This is a genomic window from Pedobacter sp. WC2423 (genome assembly GCF_040822065.1).
Taxonomy (GTDB): Bacteria; Bacteroidota; Bacteroidia; order Sphingobacteriales; family Sphingobacteriaceae; genus Pedobacter.
The window spans coordinates 5,578,198-5,596,442 of record NZ_CP162005.1; the positions used below are offsets into that span (position 1 = coordinate 5,578,198).

The 18,245-nt window shown below is 37.7% G+C and carries 21 protein-coding genes; 13 read left to right on the forward strand and 8 right to left on the reverse strand.

What is annotated here, in order from left to right; translation table 11 throughout:
- The first annotated feature begins 124 nt into the window (after positions 1 to 124).
- Entirely contained in the window at positions 125 to 1,054 is a 930-nt protein-coding gene (locus tag AB3G38_RS23365; RefSeq protein WP_367866103.1) for an NAD-dependent epimerase/dehydratase family protein, read from the forward strand.
- A gap of 117 nt (positions 1,055 to 1,171) precedes the next feature.
- Here the strand turns inward: AB3G38_RS23365 and AB3G38_RS23370 are convergent, their stop codons facing one another.
- The 3 genes from AB3G38_RS23370 to AB3G38_RS23380 all read right to left on the reverse strand — a co-directional run bounded on the left by AB3G38_RS23370 (position 1,172) and on the right by AB3G38_RS23380 (position 3,603).
- Complete coding sequence (locus AB3G38_RS23370) at positions 1,172 to 2,404, reverse strand: PQQ-dependent sugar dehydrogenase (protein WP_367866104.1); 1,233 nt, start codon at positions 2,402 to 2,404, stop codon at positions 1,172 to 1,174.
- Positions 2,405 to 2,451: 47 nt separating this feature from the next.
- Positions 2,452 to 2,997: a hypothetical protein gene (locus tag AB3G38_RS23375; protein WP_367866105.1), complete on the reverse strand. Its 546-nt coding sequence runs from the start codon at positions 2,995 to 2,997 to the stop codon at positions 2,452 to 2,454.
- A 75-nt stretch (positions 2,998 to 3,072) separates the two neighbouring features.
- Positions 3,073 to 3,603 (reverse strand): NAD(P)H-dependent oxidoreductase, encoded by a 531-nt coding sequence (locus tag AB3G38_RS23380; RefSeq protein WP_367866106.1) that lies wholly within the window; start codon positions 3,601 to 3,603, stop codon positions 3,073 to 3,075.
- A 162-nt stretch (positions 3,604 to 3,765) separates the two neighbouring features.
- On the opposite strand from AB3G38_RS23380, the gene AB3G38_RS23385 reads away from it, so the two are divergent.
- Both AB3G38_RS23385 and AB3G38_RS23390 read left to right on the forward strand, forming a co-directional pair.
- The gene (locus tag AB3G38_RS23385; RefSeq protein WP_367866107.1) at positions 3,766 to 4,116 is read left to right on the forward strand and encodes a winged helix-turn-helix transcriptional regulator; all 351 of its coding nucleotides are present in this window, start codon (positions 3,766 to 3,768) and stop codon (positions 4,114 to 4,116) included.
- Between the two features lie 140 nt (positions 4,117 to 4,256).
- On the forward strand, positions 4,257 to 4,652 hold the full coding sequence (locus AB3G38_RS23390) for a cupin domain-containing protein (RefSeq protein WP_367866108.1): 396 nt from the start codon (positions 4,257 to 4,259) through the stop codon (positions 4,650 to 4,652).
- A 68-nt stretch (positions 4,653 to 4,720) separates the two neighbouring features.
- Here the strand turns inward: AB3G38_RS23390 and AB3G38_RS23395 are convergent, their stop codons facing one another.
- The 5 genes from AB3G38_RS23395 to AB3G38_RS23415 all read right to left on the reverse strand — a co-directional run bounded on the left by AB3G38_RS23395 (position 4,721) and on the right by AB3G38_RS23415 (position 8,714).
- Positions 4,721 to 5,185: a PA2169 family four-helix-bundle protein gene (locus AB3G38_RS23395; RefSeq protein ID WP_367866109.1), complete on the reverse strand. Its 465-nt coding sequence runs from the start codon at positions 5,183 to 5,185 to the stop codon at positions 4,721 to 4,723.
- 102 nt (positions 5,186 to 5,287) lie between these two features.
- Positions 5,288 to 5,449, reverse strand: a complete 162-nt coding sequence (locus tag AB3G38_RS23400; RefSeq protein ID WP_157287919.1) for a lmo0937 family membrane protein — start codon at positions 5,447 to 5,449, stop codon at positions 5,288 to 5,290.
- 244 nt (positions 5,450 to 5,693) lie between these two features.
- Entirely contained in the window at positions 5,694 to 7,217 is a 1,524-nt protein-coding gene (locus AB3G38_RS23405) for an ATP-binding protein (RefSeq protein WP_367866110.1), read from the reverse strand.
- 48 nt (positions 7,218 to 7,265) lie between these two features.
- Complete coding sequence (locus AB3G38_RS23410; protein ID WP_367866111.1) at positions 7,266 to 7,706, reverse strand: response regulator; 441 nt, start codon at positions 7,704 to 7,706, stop codon at positions 7,266 to 7,268.
- Between the two features lie 18 nt (positions 7,707 to 7,724).
- Complete coding sequence (locus AB3G38_RS23415) at positions 7,725 to 8,714, reverse strand: ATP-binding protein (protein ID WP_367866112.1); 990 nt, start codon at positions 8,712 to 8,714, stop codon at positions 7,725 to 7,727.
- A gap of 519 nt (positions 8,715 to 9,233) precedes the next feature.
- On the opposite strand from AB3G38_RS23415, the gene AB3G38_RS23420 reads away from it, so the two are divergent.
- The 10 genes from AB3G38_RS23420 (at position 9,234) to AB3G38_RS23465 (ending at position 18,126) form a co-directional block, all read left to right on the forward strand.
- Positions 9,234 to 9,401, forward strand: coding sequence for a class I lanthipeptide (locus tag AB3G38_RS23420; RefSeq protein WP_367866113.1), 168 nt, complete (start codon positions 9,234 to 9,236; stop codon positions 9,399 to 9,401).
- Between the two features lie 75 nt (positions 9,402 to 9,476).
- The gene (locus AB3G38_RS23425) at positions 9,477 to 9,647 is read left to right on the forward strand and encodes a class I lanthipeptide (RefSeq protein WP_367866114.1); all 171 of its coding nucleotides are present in this window, start codon (positions 9,477 to 9,479) and stop codon (positions 9,645 to 9,647) included.
- Between the two features lie 71 nt (positions 9,648 to 9,718).
- Positions 9,719 to 9,886, forward strand: a complete 168-nt coding sequence (locus AB3G38_RS23430) for a class I lanthipeptide (protein ID WP_157287913.1) — start codon at positions 9,719 to 9,721, stop codon at positions 9,884 to 9,886.
- Positions 9,887 to 9,952: 66 nt separating this feature from the next.
- Positions 9,953 to 10,114, forward strand: a complete 162-nt coding sequence (locus AB3G38_RS23435; protein WP_367866115.1) for a class I lanthipeptide — start codon at positions 9,953 to 9,955, stop codon at positions 10,112 to 10,114.
- 83 nt (positions 10,115 to 10,197) lie between these two features.
- The gene (locus AB3G38_RS23440) at positions 10,198 to 10,362 is read left to right on the forward strand and encodes a class I lanthipeptide (protein ID WP_367866116.1); all 165 of its coding nucleotides are present in this window, start codon (positions 10,198 to 10,200) and stop codon (positions 10,360 to 10,362) included.
- A 95-nt stretch (positions 10,363 to 10,457) separates the two neighbouring features.
- Positions 10,458 to 11,654, forward strand: a complete 1,197-nt coding sequence (locus AB3G38_RS23445) for a lanthionine synthetase LanC family protein (RefSeq protein ID WP_367866117.1) — start codon at positions 10,458 to 10,460, stop codon at positions 11,652 to 11,654.
- 4 nt (positions 11,655 to 11,658) lie between these two features.
- Positions 11,659 to 14,787 (forward strand): lantibiotic dehydratase, encoded by a 3,129-nt coding sequence (locus AB3G38_RS23450; RefSeq protein WP_367866118.1) that lies wholly within the window; start codon positions 11,659 to 11,661, stop codon positions 14,785 to 14,787.
- Between the two features lie 17 nt (positions 14,788 to 14,804).
- Positions 14,805 to 16,982, forward strand: a complete 2,178-nt coding sequence (locus AB3G38_RS23455) for a peptidase domain-containing ABC transporter (RefSeq protein ID WP_367866119.1) — start codon at positions 14,805 to 14,807, stop codon at positions 16,980 to 16,982.
- A 12-nt stretch (positions 16,983 to 16,994) separates the two neighbouring features.
- On the forward strand, positions 16,995 to 17,513 hold the full coding sequence (locus AB3G38_RS23460) for an HlyD family efflux transporter periplasmic adaptor subunit (RefSeq protein ID WP_367866120.1): 519 nt from the start codon (positions 16,995 to 16,997) through the stop codon (positions 17,511 to 17,513).
- Positions 17,506 to 18,126: a DNA-3-methyladenine glycosylase gene (locus tag AB3G38_RS23465; protein WP_367866121.1), complete on the forward strand. Its 621-nt coding sequence runs from the start codon at positions 17,506 to 17,508 to the stop codon at positions 18,124 to 18,126. Before AB3G38_RS23460 ends, AB3G38_RS23465 begins: the two co-directional genes overlap by 8 nt.
- Positions 18,127 to 18,245 lie beyond the last annotated feature (119 nt).

The following is an 18,245-nucleotide window of genomic DNA, read 5'->3' on the forward strand; positions in this document are numbered from 1 at the left end:
TATTCATTGCTTTTCTGCATGGATATAATTTCAAGTTGCATATTCCTCTCGTTTTCTTACAATTTTTACTACCAGAACTGTTTTAATTTTGGTTAACAAATAAGAGGTAATTAAAAATAAAGCTATGAAATTACATACCATTTTAGGTGCTACTGGTACCATCGCCACAGAACTGATACCAATTTTAAAGTCGCATCAATTAAACATCAGACTGGTATCCAGAACTCCACAGCAAATTGAGGGTACCGAATCAGTAGCTGCCGACATGCTCAACTATGATCAGGTACTAAAAGCTGTAACAGGTTCAGAAGTCGTTTACCTGATTGTCGGTATTGCATACAATGCTGATATCTGGAAAAAAGAATGGCCGGTGATTATGCGTAACGTTATTGATGCTTGTATAGCTACAGGCGCGAAACTGATCTTTTTTGATAATGTATATATGTATGGCCGGGTAAATGGAACCATGACCGAGAATACACCCTATTTTCCTTCCAGCAAAAAAGGGCGGGTACGCATCGAAATTGCCCGTATGTTATTACAAGAAATGGCTGCCGGAACAATTAAAGCTGCGATAGCCAGAGCTGTAGATTTTTACGGCCCTGGGGTTACAGATAAAAGTGCTGCGGGTACACTGGTTTTTAACAATATGAAAAAAGGAAAAACCGCTCAATGGCCTATAAATGCAGACGTACCACGTTCTTATAATTATACTCCTGATGCTGCTGAAGCGCTTTATATACTTGCAAGTCATGAAAAATCATTCGGGCAGGTTTGGCATTTGCCTTCGGTAAGCCCACTAACCGGAAGACAATTTATTAAGCTGGCAGCGAAATACATGAATAGTTCTGATCAGGTAACTGTACTGCCCAAATGGCTGTTAAAAGTAATTGGCTTTTTCAACCCTTTTATGAAAGAAGCATATGAAATGAATTACCAGGACGAATTTCCATTTCAATTCAGCTCAGCCAAGTTTGAAAAAGCTTTCAACTTTACACCGACTCCTTATGAGGATGCAGTGAAAGCTACCGCCGAATGGTTTCTGAAAAATTAAGCTGGTAATACCAATTGCTAACGGATTGATGACCAAAGCGGGATTTGATAGTATTGAAACCCAAACAATTTAGAATTTAAATTATTGCCTCTCTGCAAGCCGTAAAGAGGCAATAATTTATTTCTTAGCAACTCTGTAAAATCTGCCGCTATCAGTTATGGCATATAGTGCACCATCTTTACCAACAGCAACCGCCCGAAAGCGTTCTCCTTCACTCTTCAATAACCGCTCTTCACCAACTATTTTATTGTTTTTAATAACTAATCTGGCAATGTGCATACTGCTCAGACCGCTTACAAATAGATTACCTTTCCATTCAGGAATCACGCTACTATTGTAAAATGCAATTCCTGCCGGTGAAACTACTGGATCCCAGTAATAAATGGGTTGCTGAGTACCGGCTTTTTGCTGGATGCCAGCTCCTACTTTTTCACCGCTATATTCTATTCCGTAAGTAACTACAGGCCATCCGTAATTTTTCCCCGGACGAATAATATTGATTTCATCACCACCTCTTGGACCGAATTCTGATTCCCATAATTCGCCGGTCGAAGGATTTATTGCTAAACCTTCAGGGTTACGCAAACCATAAGCATAAATTTCAGGTCTCGCATTTTTTGTTTTAGCAAATGGGCCACCGGGAACAGCTTTTCCATTTTTTGTCATATGAATGATCTTTCCAATAGACGCATTCAACGATTGCGCCTGCATACGGATATCAATTCCAGAGCGTTCACCAGTACTTACAAACAGATTCCCTTTTTTATCAAATACGATACGGGAACCAAACTGAAGACTTCCTTTGTAGGCTGGCGTGGCGCGGTATATCACTTCAATATTTTCCACTTTACTTTCGTCTGCAGCTAATTTTCCTTTGGCAATTGCTAATAAACTACCTCCGGAGGCCTGTTCTGAATAAGCCCAGTAGATCATTCTATTGGTCGAAAACTGTGGATCAATATTTACATCCAGTAAGCCACCCTGTCCGTCGGGAACTACGGCTGGCAAACCTGTAATTTTCTTCACTACTTTTCCGGCTGTGGTTACAATGGACATTGTGCCCATCTTTTCAGAGATTAAAAAACGTCCGTCAGGTAAAAGACAAATTCCCCAGGGATGCTCTAAAGTTTTATTTAACAGCGTAACTGTAAAGGGCGTTTTAGTTTTTACGCCAGCAATTCGCGTCTGTCCTGCAAAAGCAGGCTTATATTTCGAATTGGCAGGTTGAGTTTCTACAGGCTGATTCGGACTACCGGCAGCTTTAGTTTGTGCATAGGTGTTTGTACAGGTAAACAGCAGGGGCAGAAGGACAGCATAAACGGCTGTAGTTCTTTTATAAGATCGCATCATGAGTTAATGAATAGGATTGTGTAAACTACTTAAATCTACAATTTTTTTTACTTCTCTCTCAATTCCTTCGCTACTCCTTTAATAAATAGATAATTTACAGTTCCGCCAATCACACCACCAACCACAGGTACCAGCCGGCGGCTTGCTTTAGAACCTATGCCCATCAGGATTTTCTCTGCAACTTCTTCCATCACATTTTTGCTGATGGCCAGTTTGGTATCGGCCTTTACAGAGGACGCTACAATTTTAAAAAAGTCGTCAAAACTAATTTTATATTTGCCTGTATGGTGATAGGAAATTGCCAAAGTCACTCTGAACTGCTGAGCGATGATATTGATTACATCCAGAGGGGTGCCAATCAACATCGTTCCAATCCCGCCAACCCCTGTAATTAAACCAGAGCCGGCTGCCAGTAATGCACATTGATTAATAAACTTGTCGACGCCCATGGTATCCACACCTTTCTTAATATTCAATTGATCAATCTGGTTAAAGATCTGTTTAAAACCGCCTTCGGCAAGCTGTTTAAAGCCTTCTTTCGCATCTTTCTTTACTTTATTAAAACTGATCTGCTTCAACGATGGTAATTTCATTGTTTTTGATTTTATAGCAATACATATACTACTTTCATGCCAGAGCAGAGATCAGAGCAAGGTGAGCTTGTTTTTTTACAAAGCTTCCAGGAATGAAATATAATCCAGCGTAATTTTTTCTATTCTCTCTGTAGTAGGCTGATGTTCTGTTCCATAGAAAGCAAAGAGTGGTTTGTAATCTGCTCTTATATAGTCAAAAGTGATCTCAAATGGAGCTGTCAATTGCTTCAATGTATATTTATACCTCGCCGAAGCCTGGTAGTCTTCCTCGTTGATACCTGCCGAAATGCTTAAGGCAATCTTTTTGCCGGTCATTTGATAAGGGCTGCCATTACCATACGCCCATCCATGAGTTAATACCACATCCAGCCATTTTTTGAAAAGCGGCGGACAGTTAAACCAGTAGAAGGGAAATTGAAATACAATTTGATTGTGAGCTTCTAATAATCGTTGTTCTTGCTTAATATCAATATTTTCATCAGGATATAAACTATGCAGCTCATGTACAGTATACTTTTCAGGATATTTATTCAATTCTTCTATCCATCGTTTGTTGATCACTGAATTTTCAGGATCCGGATGAATGACAATAATCAGAGTTTTCATCTTACAGTTTTAATAAGCTTATTTAATTTGTCGGGGCAAAAGTGATTTTAAAAAGGGAGTTGATCAATAAGGGGTTAATTAATCATTTGGTGATCATTTAATCACCATGCATTAAACTGTGTATTTGTTTACTTTTATGGCGCTAAAAATATAAATAAGCTGATGTATCAAAGAAAAATTCCAATTGATTATGAATGTGGCCTTAGCGTGGCTATGGAGGTGGTAGGTTCTAAATGGAAATTTTGTTTACTTGATGAAATTGCAAAAGGGACAACACGTCCCAGAGATCTGGTTAATACCATCAAAGGGATCACCAAAAGGGTCTTGCAAAAACAATTGAGTGAACTGGAATTACATGGGATTCTGGGGAAAACAATTTATGCGGAAATTCCGCTAAGAGTCGAATATTTTCTGACTGAGTCCGGGAAATCTATACTACCTTTAGTTTCGGCTGTCGATAAGTGGGGATTAGGATTTGCACCACAGTTGAAAACTATAATAGAAAATATATGAATTGCAGAATTGCAACAATTGAAGACATAGAACCAATTCATGATTTATTTGTCCGCAAAGATATCGGCGCTAATGAGCTTTATACTGAGCCAGTAACCGTATTTGGTTATATTTAGGAGTAAATATTTATTATAGGAATAATGGAAATTAAACGTAATGGTTCGCAGCCTTCAGGAAAAGGTGCTGCAGAATATTTTACCGGATCAGTAAGAATCGATCCGTTGATCAGTCCACCAGAACCATCTCGTGTGGCAATGGCAATTGTAACTTTTGAACCCGGAGCACGTACAGCATGGCATACCCATCCCTTTGGACAAACGTTAATTGTAACTTCAGGATCAGGTTGGGTACAACGGGAGGGAGGCACCAGAGAAGACATTCATCAAGGTGATGTGGTGTACTTTTTTCCTGCTGAAAAACATTGGCATGGAGCTACTTGTACTACTGCGATGAGCCATATAGCTATTCAGGAAAAGTTGGATGGTTCACCTGTCGAATGGATGGAACAGGTAACCGATGATCAATACAATAAGTAAGCTTTAGGAGAAACCATAAAAAAAAGCCGCTTAATCTGATTAAGCGGCTTTTCTAGTATAAATTGAATCTAGCTTACTGCTTTTGCAGCATCACGAAGGACTTTAATCGCATCATGTGCAGATTTAATATCTCCAGCTTGTCTGGTTACTGTATCTAATGCGTCAGCACTTAATTCTCCTTCTTCCAGAGCCAGTTTGTAAGCTGCTTTAATTGCATCTTCACCACGTTCAGCTTCTGAAAGGATACTTGCACGGTCACTACCGCCAAATAAAGATTTAACATCAATCCATGCGCGGTGTAAAGTACCTGATACACTATTACCAGTTTCTACTTCTTCGCCATAACCAGCTACAATCGCAGTAAGTTCCTGACTGAATTTGCGGCTTTGCTCACTGTATTTCAGAAATATTGCTTTCAAGTCTATATTTTCATCATTGATATCTGCAACTGCTTTTTCAAATCCCGCTACACGGTCATTGTTTATTTCTGTAAGGTCGTTTAAAGTTGCTATTGTTTTTTCTGATACGCTCATAGTAATATTTGTTTTTGAATTAGAAGAACAACGTAATGCTGTGTTAGTTTTAAAAAAAATCGATTAACTGTTTTGCGGATTGAAATAATCTCAGCAGTCCGGTTAAGAAGCTCTATTAATTACCTTGAGTATAATTGCGATTACAGCAATCACCAAAAGCACATGTATTAAGCCACCGGCGCCTGGTCCGAAGCCATTAAAAAAGAATCCAAAAATCCATAATAAGATTAATATTACGGCGACGAGGTAAAGTAGATTTCCCATAAGTTTGATTTAATAAGTTTATCCGTCATAGCGCATCCAGTTCTTTTATTTAGAGGAATAAAGCCGACGGATTGATTAAACATAGAGGAGTACTAAATGTTTTACATTTTTGCTTTGGATCGATTATTTTTATAAAAAGACAGGGTTATATTAGCCCTGAAAATGCCTGATTGGCGATTGAAATAGCCTTATTAACACCTGATTTTCTGGTATAACAGTACTTGTAAAAATATATTTGAGTGAGTTATTCGACGGGCAGTGTGAACCAGAAAGTACTGCCTTTGCCTAATTCACTTTCAGCACCAATCTGTCCATTATGTTTTTTAATGATTTCCGAACAAATATAAAGTCCCAGCCCCAGACCGGTATAATGACTTCCAGAATTTTCTGCACGGTAATAACGGTCAAAAACATAACGAAGTTTTTCTGATGGAATACCGGGTCCTCTGTCTATCACTGAGACTTTGACAACTGCATCAGCTTTGTCAATCCGGATACGGATTTCCTTTGATTCAGGAGCATATTTTATAGCATTATTGATGAAATTAACAACTATCTGTTCTATTCGTACAGGATCAGCATAGACCTCTGTTTCCATATCTCCTTCAACACTGACCGTATATAAGCCATCTTTGATACTATCCTGATAGCAATCTTTAATCACTTCCGAAATATTGAAATGCTGCTGACGAATATGGAGCTGACCCTGATTAGCCATGCTGGAATTCAGCAGATCTTCGATAAGCGTATTTACTTTTTCCAAGCCTCTGTTTGCCTGTCCAATCAGTTTTGGCAACGCACCCGCAGGAGGATTATCTTTAATTCTATCCAAAAGCTGAAGAGATCCCCTTAAACTGGTTATCGGGGTTTTAAGCTCATGACTCGCAATAATAATAAAATCGTCTTTATACTGTTGTAATAACCTGAGTTCCTGTATGTCTGTGGCTGTACCTACCCAAAGCTGCATTACTCCCTGTTGGTCCATGATCGGCATTAAGCGGATCAGGTGCCATCTGTAAAGCTCATCTGCCCGTTTTACACGGATTTGAAACTCCCCTCCATTACCAGTTTTAAGAATAGAACTGAACTGACCAAAGCCAATTTTCAAATCATCAGGATGAACTACTGCTTTAAAGCCCAGAGCTCTTGTTTGCTGGTCATTGAACCCGGTATAGTCATACCATCGCTGATTATAGAAAACGACTTCTCCCTTAATTGTATTTGTCCAGGCAATCTGGGGAATGGTTTCCATCATACTGCGGAAACGGCTTTCACTTTCTGCCAATGCTTCAGTACGGCGTGTAACCCTTGCTTCCAGTTCCTGATTCAGTTCTAAAAGCTCCTGATTGATAATCTTTAACTTTTCATCAGTGATTAATTTTTCTTTTCGCGCCTGCATATCATTTAGCGCTCTGTTAATCTTTGTAGACAGTGTAAATAGTTTACTTTTGGAAACATAGTCGGTTACTCCGGCCTTAATCAGCTCCACTGCATTCTCCTCTCCAATTGTACCAGAAATAATGATAAATGGGATGTGGGAATATTTATTCTGTTTGATTTGGAAAGCCTCAGCTGCATCAAAAGACGGAAGTGAGTAATCCGATAAGATCAAATCGGGATCAAAGTTGTTCAGTGCGTTTTCAAAAGTTGTACGCGTCTGGACAATTTCAGCCGTAAAAGTCAAGCCTGATTTTTTTAATTCGCGTTTAAGCAGATCAGCATCACTTTCGTTGTCTTCAAGAATAAGTATTTTAAGATTTGGTGCCATTATCAATACGACGTAAAAATTAAATGGAGAAAATTAATGGAGCAGATACTAATGAGCTGGCTGACTTAGAACCATCCAGTATAAACCAATTTCTTTTACCGCGTTAAAAAAGTTATCACTGTCTACAGGCTTTACGATATAACTATTTGCACCCAACGTGAAGCACTTTTCAATATCAGGGCCCTCATTTGACGACGTTAACATCACAATAGGGATAGATTTAAGAATTGGATCTGATTTTATTTTTTCAAGCACCTGTAAGCCAGATACTTTTGGCATTTTTAAATCCAGTAAAATCAGTTTAGGAAATTCCTTCTCGCTTCTGTCTGCATAGGCTCCTTTACAATAAATAAAATCCAATGCTTCTGCACCATTGATAACATGATATAGTTTGTGGGTGAAACCACTTTTTTTAAGTGCACGAATAGTTAACGCAGCGTCATCGGCACTGTCTTCAACAAATAAAATTTCAACGTTATGATAGCTCATTTCTCTTTTTTTAATGTTTTATGCCAGCAGACTAAAATAGAAACACGACCCCTCATCTACTTTTGATTCGGCCCAGACTGTTCCATTATGACGCTGCACTATTTTTTGCACTATGGCCAGACCTATGCCTGTACCTTCAAATTCTTCCTGGGAATGTAACCTTTGAAAAACCCCGAAAAGCTTATCATAATATTGCATATCAAACCCAGCTCCGTTATCTTTTACGAAATATACAATAAGATTATCTTTGGTATAAGCACCGATTTCAATCTTCGCCTGTGCTTTATTTCTGGAATATTTAATGGCATTGGAAATCAGGTTAATCCAGACCTGCTTAATCAGTGATTTGTCCCCTTTAGCACCTGGAAGAACATCCACTTCAAATTCAGGTATGTTTTCGTGATCGTCGAATATTAGTTCTTCCCGAATCGTATTTACCAGATCAGACATCTGGATATCAGACTCAGTAACCTGCTTCCTTCCGAGTTTTGAAAATGCAAGCAGGTCATCAATCAGCTCACCCATCTTTTTTGAATTGTTAATGATAGCCTGAAGGATTTTAACCCCATCTGCATCAAATGTCTCCGCATAATCCTCTTTCAGAATTTTCGTATAGCCATTGATTGCTCTGATCGGGGCGCGTAAATCGTGTGAAACAGAATAAGAAAAAGACTCTAATTCTTTATTCACAGATTCCAATTGTGCAGTACGCTCAATTACTTTTTGCTCTAATTCGTCATTTAATTTACGAATGTCATCCTGTGCATTTTTAAGCTCCCTGTTCGCGATGCTGAGCTCTTCAGCTCTTTTTTCTTTTTCTTTGTTTTGAAAAGCAAGCTCTTTATTGGCAATAACTAATTCTGCTGCCCTGTTTTCTTTCTCCTCATTTTGAAAAAGCAATTTTTTGTTGGCAATGATCAGCTCTTCAGCTCTTTTTTCTATCTCCTTGTTTTGAAGAATGATCTCTCTGTGCGCAATGATTAATTCATCAGAATCGTTTTTTTTCATATGCATAACCTAAAAGATCGTATTTAAAATGGGTGGAAATAAAATGTAATGAAAATTATTAATTTGAGTACGAAGGAAAAAATCCTTTTACTAGTTTCTAAAGCTACCATAATATACCCGGTATTTGTCTAAAACAATACATATATGTTTTTGAGCCACGGAGTTTGATGAACAAATTCTAGCTGTTTTCAATCCAGCTTAAAAAACACTTGTCTTTTCTTTGCCGATTAATAACTTATCAGCGCTGGGAATGATCAGGTTAGCGAATGATTTCCTGTCAAAATAATGCCCGGCTTCTTTAATTGCACCATTAACAGAAATATTTTTTTTATCCGTCTGTTTTTGAATTAGTTACTGAAATATAGCTTTTTCAATATAAAATGGCATATATACTTCTTTTTTATCAATTAAATAATACTGATACTTTTGTAACATAAAAATGACATATTTTTATATTGGAAAAAAATTAATATTTTAGATCAACAGAATTATATTTTTTTAACCTAAAATCATTACAAAATGAAAAAAATTAAATTAAATTCAGAAAGACTGCGTTTGAAAAAAGAAAAAGTTGCTTCTTTGACTACCGATCAAATGGGTAAAGTTTATGGTGGAATACCAGTTACTACAGCTACCAGGATATTCTGCTGCGACTGGTCAGAATCAATCTGTCCTGAAGTACTTTAAGATTTTACGTTTCAATGCGTAACTAATAAAGTTAACAAAACAGAATTATATTTTTTAACCTAAAAGCATTGCCAAATGAAAAAAATTAAATTGAATTCAGAAAGACTGCGTTTGAAAAAAGAAAAAGTTGCTTCTTTGACTACCGATCAGATGGGTAAAGTTTATGGTGGAGTACCAGTAACAACAGCTACCAGAAGATTCTGCTGCGAATTTACAGATCCTATCCTGTGTTCTATTGAACCTTAATTCCTTACGTCTAAACACTTAACGTTGAAATTTTAACAAAACAAAACTATTTAACCTAAAATTATTACAAAATGAAAAAAATTAAATTAAACTCAGAAAGACTACGTTTGAAAAAAGAAAAAGTTGCTTCATTAACCACGGAACAAATGGGTAAAGTTTATGGTGGCATACCAGTGACAACTATTACCAGAAGATTCTGCTGTGATCTGTCAGATTCAATCTGTCCTGTTGAGCCTTAGTTTTAAACATTGCGTTTAAATTATAGTAAAACAGATTTATTTTATTTAACCTGAAATCATTGCAAAATGAAAAAAATTAAATTGAATTCAGAAAGACTTCGTCTGAAAAAAGAAAAGGTTGCTTCTTTAACTACAGCTCAAATGGGTAAAGTTTATGGTGGGGCACCAATTACCACTGATACCAGAAGATTTTGCTGCCTGTTGACTATTGAAGCAATCTGCGCTTAAAACTTACGCTTTTAAGTTTAAACACATCCTGTTTAAATTTTAGCAAAACAGAACTATTTTATTTAACCTAAAATCGTTATCAAATGAAAAAAATTAAATTGAATTCAGAAAGACTTCGCTTAAAAAAGGAAAAAGTTGCTTCACTGACCACGGAGCAAATGGGAAAAGTTTATGGTGGAATACCATTGACAGCTCATACCGGTAGATTTTGCTGCGACTTTAGTGATGTGCAAGTTTGCGTTGTTTAGCATTAATTTTCCAGTTTTAAACACGTAACATTAAAGAATAGCCAGCTTATAAACTGGCTATTCTTCCATAGTAAACAGGTGACCGATATTTTTATATGAAAGAAGAAATTCAAATTACACTGGATAAAATATATTTATCACTTAAAAACCGTGATTATTATCAACCATCACTTCTCGACGGGGAAGCCGGATACTGTCTTTTTGATCAATCTTATATCAGCTATACTGGTACCCATGCTGAAAATCACGTTGATAACCTGGAGCATTTTGAAAATAATCTTCAAACACTTTCTGAAGATTCAATTGGTTGTCAAAGCGCTTTTTTCTCGTCTGGTAAAGCAGGAGTTAACTGGTTCTTTTCCTATTTAAAAGTTAAGGATTTATTAGACGAAGAGAATTGGGAAATACTATGCGATGATAATCCTGAATTATTTGAGCAGGCTATTCATTACCTGAAAGATGGAAATTATGATTTTCTTCATGGTTCCATTGGAATTGCCTATCACTCTTTGTATGAACAGACCAGTCAATTCTCTGAATTTCAGGAAACATTTTTCAGACTGCTGCATAAGCTCGCCTATCAGTCATCAGACAAGATGTTTATTGCGCATTTTGATTTGACCAGTCAGCTCCCGGTAAACAATAAAATTAACCTGGGTATGGCACACGGTTTAACCAGTGTTTTAAAATTCTGTCTGCAATGTTATCAAAAGAATATCTGTTCTGCAGCGGCTAAAAAACTGGCGCTTGATATTGCAGATTTATTCAAATCAACTATCAATAGAAATACCAATAATAGTCTGTTCCCTAATATTCTAACATTCGATGAACCCTTAAAAGGATACAGTCGGGTAGGGTGGTGTTACGGAGATTTAACCATAGGCTTTGTACTCTACCAGGCCGGGATGGTTTTTGAAGATACAGTGCTGAAAGATTTAGGGACAGAGATACTGACACATACCTCAAAAAGAAGAAGCGAAGAACAGACGATGGTTAAAGATGCCGGGATTTGCCATGGCAGTGCTGGTATAGCCCACGTTTACAATAAAATGTGGCATTACACTAAAAATCCTGTTTTCAAAGAAGCCTGTGATTTCTGGATACGGCAAACAATAGACTTTTCTTGTCATCCGGATGGTTATGCAGGTTTCAAATCCTATTCACCAGATGTAACCGGAAAATATACAAACTCTTATGGATTATTAAACGGAATAAGTGGTATCGGACTGGTTCTGCTCAGCTATCTTACCGGAGACTTTAGCTGGGATTACTGCATCATGCTTAATGATTAAATATATGATTAAAAGTTATTCTTTTGTTTTACTGCGTACTCCACTGCAGAGCCTGAACTTAGCCAATGATTTTTCAGCAGAAAGACAAACTTTACTTCAGGAAGGCATCTATTTATCCTCTCCCGAATTCTGGAAAGAGCTGTTGAAAGAGAATGATCTTACCGCGAAAGAAAAAGAAAAACTGGAACTATCCTTTGCCAAATACTGGTTGCGCAGCTGTAGCAGATGTACACCATATGGAACACTGGCAGGCGTTAAATTGATCGCGATCAAGGCAGAAGAAACAAATCTTCAGCTGGATCATGCTGATCAGCATATCCGTAGTGTCCGGTTGGATATGAACTATCTTAACGAGATGATCACCTATCTGAATACAGTTCCTGAAATTGTCAGCCAGCTTAAATTTTATACTAATAATAGTTTATACGAACTTCCTGACAGTTATCGCTATGCAACTTATTCTTTGATAGATACTCAGCGCGTTTACGAGCTGACTTCTATAAAAAAGACAAATTATATTACAGACATTCTGCTGACAGCTCAAAAAGGAGCTACACTCGAAAGTCTGGCACAAATACTTAAAAGCCATGAAAATATAAGCCTGGAAGAGGCTGCTGAATTTATTGCAGATATGGTAGATTCTCAACTCATTTTATCAGACTTAGAACCTTGTGTTACCGGTAAAGATCCCCTGAATGTATTAATAGAACAGCTGGAAACGCTGCATCAAGTCGATGAATTACTCCTGAAATTGAAGGGAATTCAACAGCTGATCAAGAATCCAAAGGCAGGAGTGGGCTACTATAAAGAAATAGAAGATAGCTTAAAAGCACTCGATTTCCCCATACAAATTCCATCAAATCTATTGCAGACCGATCTTTTCTTTGCAGCGAAAGCGCACACAATTGATCAAAGTATTATTGATCGTATTCTTAAACAAACCGAAGACTTGTACGCCCTGAGCCTTTCGGGTGAGGGCAGGGATCTGAATAACTTTAAAAGTAAGTTTTCGGCACGTTATGAATTTGAAGAAGTCCCGCTATCATTCGCATTGGATGCAGAGCTGGGAATTGGTTATGCCGGAAGTGATCAGTCATCGGCAGGTGAAAACAGCCTGGTTGAAAACCTCACTTTGAAAGGCCCTGTTGCTGCAAAAACTATTAATTTCGATTATATACAAGAATTTGTACTGCACAAACACAACGACTATCTTCAACATCAAAAAACAACTATTGAAATTACTGAAGAAGAATTAAAATCTTTTAAACCCAAGGTTACAAATTATAAATTTTCGAACAGCTTACACCTGATGGGAAGTTTGTTGAAATCTGGTGGTAAGCTTGATGCAGAAAACTTCATTTTTGAGCTTTCCAGCTTTGGAGGTACTTCTTCGGGCAATCTCCTGTCCAGATTTGCACATGGAGACCAGCAACTCTGCGATTTTACAAAAGAAATCCTTAAAGAAGAAGAAAAGGAATTCCCGGATCATATTTACGCAGATATTGTGCATCTTCCACAAGCCAGAGTTGGTAATGTGCTGCTCAGGCCTTTGTTGCGAAATTATGAAATACCTTATATCGGTAAATCTGGCTTAACGGCAGAAAATCAAATACCTGTAGAGGATATTATGGTTTGCGTTAAAAACAACAAGGTACTTTTGAGGAGCAGAAAACACAATAAATATATTATTCCCAAACTTACTTCTGCCCATAATTTCTCCACCCGAAGTTTACCAGTTTATAAGTTTTTATGCGACTTGCAAACACAAGGACAAGCACAACCTGATGCCTGGAACTGGGGGGTGTTGTCTTCATTAACTTATCTGCCAAGAGTTGTTTATAAAAACCTGATCGTCAGAAAAGCGCGATGGATTCTTAAAAAAGAAGAGCTGCCGGCCATTCCGAAAGAGAGAAATGAATATTTAAACTATTGCCGGGCATTAAGAATTCAATACCATATCCCACAAAAAGTTGCTTATGTGGAACACGACAATAAGCTTTTAATTGACCTGGAAGAGCTGGCAGGTGCCGACTTATTCATTCATTATCTGAAACGATATGAAAGTGTACAGCTTGAAGAATTCCTCTTTACCAATGAAAACTGTATCGTATGCGATGCAAATGGAAATCCGCATACCAATGAATTGATTATCCCTTTAAAAAGAGAAGATGTAGGTTTGGATAAGAGTCTGGTGAACCATGCTTTGAAAAGTGATTTTACCTCTTTAAAGAATGAAATTCCGGTTAAAAGGAAGTTTTCTCCATTTAGTGAATGGTTATTTTTTAAAATTTATTGCGGGCCCACAGCAGGTGAAAAAATACTGAAAAATGAACTGCTTGAATTTGTGGAAGACGGCATCAGACAAAACTTATTTGAGAAATTTCATTTCATCAGGTATATCGATGAATCATTCCATATCCGGGTCAGATTTTACAACTCAGACCTGGCAAAGCAGCTGAAAGTTCAACAGCAATTTATGGAAGTGCTGGAACCTCTGTTAGCCAGTAACCTGATCAGTAAAGTTGTGCTGGACACTTATTCACGAGAGTTGGAACGTTATGGTGCACCTATCATAGCAGAGGTAGAATCTCTGTTTTTTAATGATAGCCTGGCAGTGCTCAAATTTGCCAGATTACTGGATAGTCCTGAACTGGAAGAATACCGGTTTTTATTTGCACTCAGAGGAGCTGATATGCTTTTAACAGATTTCGGTTATACAATTCTTGAAAAAAAAGAGCTGTTAAAAAGACTGCAAATGGGTTTTTTCAGAGAGTTTGGCGGCGATCCAGCTTTGCAAAAACAATTGAATGAGAAATATCGTCAAAAACAGAAAAATATATTTTTGCATATGAATGCTGATTTAGATGAATTAAATGAGATTGAAGAAGCTGTGGCGGTTTATAAAAAAAGATCAGCTATGAACAGGTTGGTTTATCAAACTATCCTGCTTAAATCAGGTAATCAGACACCACCCGATCACCTGATGGAAAGTCTGTTGCATATGTATCTGAATCGTTTGCTGGTTAATAATCCGCGTAAACATGAATTGGTTATTTATCATTTTCTGGAAAAATATTACAGCTCGCAACTGGCTATTTCAACCCATGTACCTAAATTAGCTATTACTCAATAATAAATACAAGACGCTTCATGAGTTTTCCTTTTTATAAACAATTCGATCTGATGGACTGCGGTCCCACTTGTCTTCGCATGGTAGCTAAACATTATGGGCGTAGTTTTAAAGTGCAAACATTGAGGCAATATTGTGAAATCAACAGAGAGGGAGTATCCCTGTTAGGTATCCATAATGCTGCCAGTAAGATTGGATTTGATTCCGATGCAATCATTACCAGCTTGAAGGGGCTGGAAGAAACTCAGTTGCCGGTAATCCTGCACTGGAGACAAAATCACTTTGTGGTACTTTATAAAATAAAGAACAATAAATACTTCATTGTTGATCCAGGAAATGGGCATGTCAAACTTAATGCAGAAGACTTTTCCCGCAATTGGATAGATAAGGATGGTCCTGATGAAGGCATAGCCTTAACTTTAACTCCAACTCCTGAGTTTTATGCACATGAAAATGAAACAGGCAGTGAAGTTCGCTGGTCATTTTTGCTTGGCTATTTTATGACCTACCGAAAGCTGGTTATTCAACTGTTTTTCGGTTTGGCTGCGGGAAGTATCTTACAATTGATTGCCCCATTTTTAACACAATCCATTGTGGACGTCGGAATTAATACCCGTAATCTTAATTTTATATATGTTATTCTTATTGCACAAGGTGCGCTGATTATCGGGCGGATCAGCGTAGACTTTATCCGTTCCTGGATATTACTGCATATCAGTATCCGGGTTAATATTTCTATCCTGACCGATTTCATTATTAAGCTGATGAAGCTCCCTATGGTCTTTTTTGATACCAAGATGACTGGTGATATTATGCAGCGGATGAATGATCAGAAAAAGATAGAAACCTTTTTAACAGGCACAGCATTAACTACGCTGTTTTCTATCTTTAACTTATTGATTTTCTCTGTAGTCATCGCGTATTACAATATGACTATCTTTTTTGTCTTTCTGATCAGCAGTAGCTTATACATGGGCTGGATCGTTCTGTTTTTAAATCGCCGGAAATTACTCAACTATAAAAGCTTTGAAATATCGGCAAAAAATCAGAGTAATGTAGTGCAGCTGGTTACAGGCATGCAGGAGATTAAACTCAACAACTGCGAACAGCAGAAAAGGTGGGAATGGGAAGATATTCAGGCCAGTTTATTTAATGTTAACGTAAAAAATCTTGCTTTGAGCCAGTATCAGCAAGGTGGCTCAACGTTAATTAACGAAGGGAAAAATCTGCTGATCGCATTTTTAAGCGCGAGGGCAGTAATAGACGGAAATATGACGCTGGGTGCGATGGTCGCAGTACAATATATTATTGGACAGCTGAACGGGCCAATAGAACAAATGCTTGGTTTTATACAAGGCTTTCAGGATGCCAGAATCAGTTTAGAACGTTTAAATGAAATTTATCAGATGGATGATGAAGAACAGCATGATAAAGAATGGAACGATACGCTTCCTGTTCAAAAAGATATCAGCATTGAGCAGCTATCATTTCGTTATCCCGGAACAGGAAATATGCCCGTACTCCGGAATATTGACTTGAAAATTCCACAAGGTAAAACCACTGCAATTGTAGGGATGAGTGGTAGTGGAAAAACTACAATTCTGAAGTTATTGTTACGATTTTATCAACCCGATGAAGGTGAAATCAACATTGGAAATGAATCATTGAATAGTATCAGCTATAAAGCATGGCGTGATGAATGTGGCGTAGTGATGCAGGATGGCTTTATATTTTCTGATACGATTGAACGTAATATTGCCGTCGGTGAAATACCTGCCGATCCGGTAAAGTTGAATCATGCAATCAAAGTTGCTAACATTCAGGATTTTATTGATGGTTTGCCGCGGGGTTTAAATACAATGATTGGTGCTGAAGGTAATGGCGTAAGCCAGGGGCAGCTTCAGCGGATGTTAATAGCCCGTGCCGTATACAAAGATCCAGAGTATATCTTTTTTGATGAAGCTACGAATTCACTGGATGCCAATAATGAGTGGACAATCATGAATAACCTCAAAGAATTTTTCACAGGAAGAACCGTAATCATCGTAGCACACCGGTTAAGTACAGTCAGGGATGCCGATAATATCATTGTACTCGATAAGGGGCGTATCATTGAACAAGGTACACATCAGGAATTAAGCCAGTTAAAAGGCGCTTATTATCTGCTTGTCAAAAATCAGCTGGAGTTAGGAACTTAATCATCATTTAAAATGTCACCCGTAAAAAAACAAAATAGCGAGCAGGTAATTCATAGTCCTGCAATTCAAGAAATTATTACCACAGTTCCTTCCTGGTTACTGCGCTGGGGTATCTTTATGTTTTTTGTGCTGTTGATTTTAATCACCGGACTATCTGCTTTTATCAAATATCCTGACCTTGTGATCACGACATTGAAAATTGATACCTCAGCTGATCAGAAATTTTATGGAGAAATGGCTGTTCCGGAAAATATGCTGACCAAAGTTAAAGAAGGGCAGCAAGTGCTGATTAAATTAAGAAGATACCCATATCAAACCTATGGTACGATCAGAGGTACTATTAAATATATTGATCCTATTCCTCAGCAGGATAGTATTTTCATTTCAAAGGTCGATTTTAACAATGACTTATCTGCATTGCCCGGGCATATACTATTAAAAGATAAAATGATGGCTGATGCAGAAATTATTACGCAAGACGTTACTATCTTGCAGCGACTGAGCCGAAGTATATTTAAAAGCAATGATTAAGGAAATATATGAATACCATTCCATCTGCGATCAACTTGCAAAAGCAGACGCAGATCTGGGCAATATCATCAGCGCTTATGGGTATCCTCCACTATGGACCAGACCCAATACATTTGAAAGCCTGGTCCATATAATCCTGGAGCAGCAAGTTTCTCTGGCCTCCGCCTTGTCTGCCTTAAACAAATTGAAAGAGCGGTTACCAGAACTTACACCTGCAAATATATTGTCTCTGACCGATGAAGAATTCAAAGCATGTTACTTTAGCCGGCAAAAAACGATTTACACCAGATCCTTAGCCAAAGCCTTATTAGATGGACAAATTAACCTTGAAGAATTCAATCAGCTGGATAATGAAGCGGTGCGAAATGCTTTAACCAAATTAAAAGGTATTGGTAACTGGACCGTAGATGTTTACCTGATGTTTGTGCTTGGCCGTGCAGATATTTTTCCAGCTGGAGATCTGGCTGCGGTCAATGCCCTGAAAAGAGTCAAATCGCTCCCGGCAAATATTACCAAGGATAAAATTCTGAACATTGCTGAAAAATGGAAACCCTACCGGACAGTTGCCAGCATGATGCTCTGGCATTATTATTTAAGTCAAAAAATTAGATAAAGTCTGTTCCTTCAATGCAATCCGCTAATGTAACTATTGTGCCCATTGTAATTCGGGTGGCAATTGCGGTGTTTGTAGCAGGAGCAGTTCATCTGCGGTAAAAACTTTATTTTCAAAAC

Coding starts and splice junctions, on each gene's coding strand:
- AB3G38_RS23365 (WP_367866103.1), top strand. CDS start 125: ATGAAATTACATACCATTTTAGGTGCTACTGGTACCATCGCCACAGAA.
- AB3G38_RS23370 (WP_367866104.1), bottom strand. CDS start 2,404: ATGATGCGATCTTATAAAAGAACTACAGCCGTTTATGCTGTCCTTCTG.
- AB3G38_RS23375 (WP_367866105.1), bottom strand. CDS start 2,997: ATGAAATTACCATCGTTGAAGCAGATCAGTTTTAATAAAGTAAAGAAA.
- AB3G38_RS23380 (WP_367866106.1), bottom strand. CDS start 3,603: ATGAAAACTCTGATTATTGTCATTCATCCGGATCCTGAAAATTCAGTG.
- AB3G38_RS23385 (WP_367866107.1), top strand. CDS start 3,766: ATGTATCAAAGAAAAATTCCAATTGATTATGAATGTGGCCTTAGCGTG.
- AB3G38_RS23390 (WP_367866108.1), top strand. CDS start 4,257: ATGGAAATTAAACGTAATGGTTCGCAGCCTTCAGGAAAAGGTGCTGCA.
- AB3G38_RS23395 (WP_367866109.1), bottom strand. CDS start 5,185: ATGAGCGTATCAGAAAAAACAATAGCAACTTTAAACGACCTTACAGAA.
- AB3G38_RS23400 (WP_157287919.1), bottom strand. CDS start 5,449: ATGGGAAATCTACTTTACCTCGTCGCCGTAATATTAATCTTATTATGG.
- AB3G38_RS23405 (WP_367866110.1), bottom strand. CDS start 7,217: ATGGCACCAAATCTTAAAATACTTATTCTTGAAGACAACGAAAGTGAT.
- AB3G38_RS23410 (WP_367866111.1), bottom strand. CDS start 7,706: ATGAGCTATCATAACGTTGAAATTTTATTTGTTGAAGACAGTGCCGAT.
- AB3G38_RS23415 (WP_367866112.1), bottom strand. CDS start 8,714: ATGAAAAAAAACGATTCTGATGAATTAATCATTGCGCACAGAGAGATC.
- AB3G38_RS23420 (WP_367866113.1), top strand. CDS start 9,234: ATGAAAAAAATTAAATTAAATTCAGAAAGACTGCGTTTGAAAAAAGAA.
- AB3G38_RS23425 (WP_367866114.1), top strand. CDS start 9,477: ATGAAAAAAATTAAATTGAATTCAGAAAGACTGCGTTTGAAAAAAGAA.
- AB3G38_RS23430 (WP_157287913.1), top strand. CDS start 9,719: ATGAAAAAAATTAAATTAAACTCAGAAAGACTACGTTTGAAAAAAGAA.
- AB3G38_RS23435 (WP_367866115.1), top strand. CDS start 9,953: ATGAAAAAAATTAAATTGAATTCAGAAAGACTTCGTCTGAAAAAAGAA.
- AB3G38_RS23440 (WP_367866116.1), top strand. CDS start 10,198: ATGAAAAAAATTAAATTGAATTCAGAAAGACTTCGCTTAAAAAAGGAA.
- AB3G38_RS23445 (WP_367866117.1), top strand. CDS start 10,458: ATGAAAGAAGAAATTCAAATTACACTGGATAAAATATATTTATCACTT.
- AB3G38_RS23450 (WP_367866118.1), top strand. CDS start 11,659: ATGATTAAAAGTTATTCTTTTGTTTTACTGCGTACTCCACTGCAGAGC.
- AB3G38_RS23455 (WP_367866119.1), top strand. CDS start 14,805: ATGAGTTTTCCTTTTTATAAACAATTCGATCTGATGGACTGCGGTCCC.
- AB3G38_RS23460 (WP_367866120.1), top strand. CDS start 16,995: ATGTCACCCGTAAAAAAACAAAATAGCGAGCAGGTAATTCATAGTCCT.
- AB3G38_RS23465 (WP_367866121.1), top strand. CDS start 17,506: ATGATTAAGGAAATATATGAATACCATTCCATCTGCGATCAACTTGCA.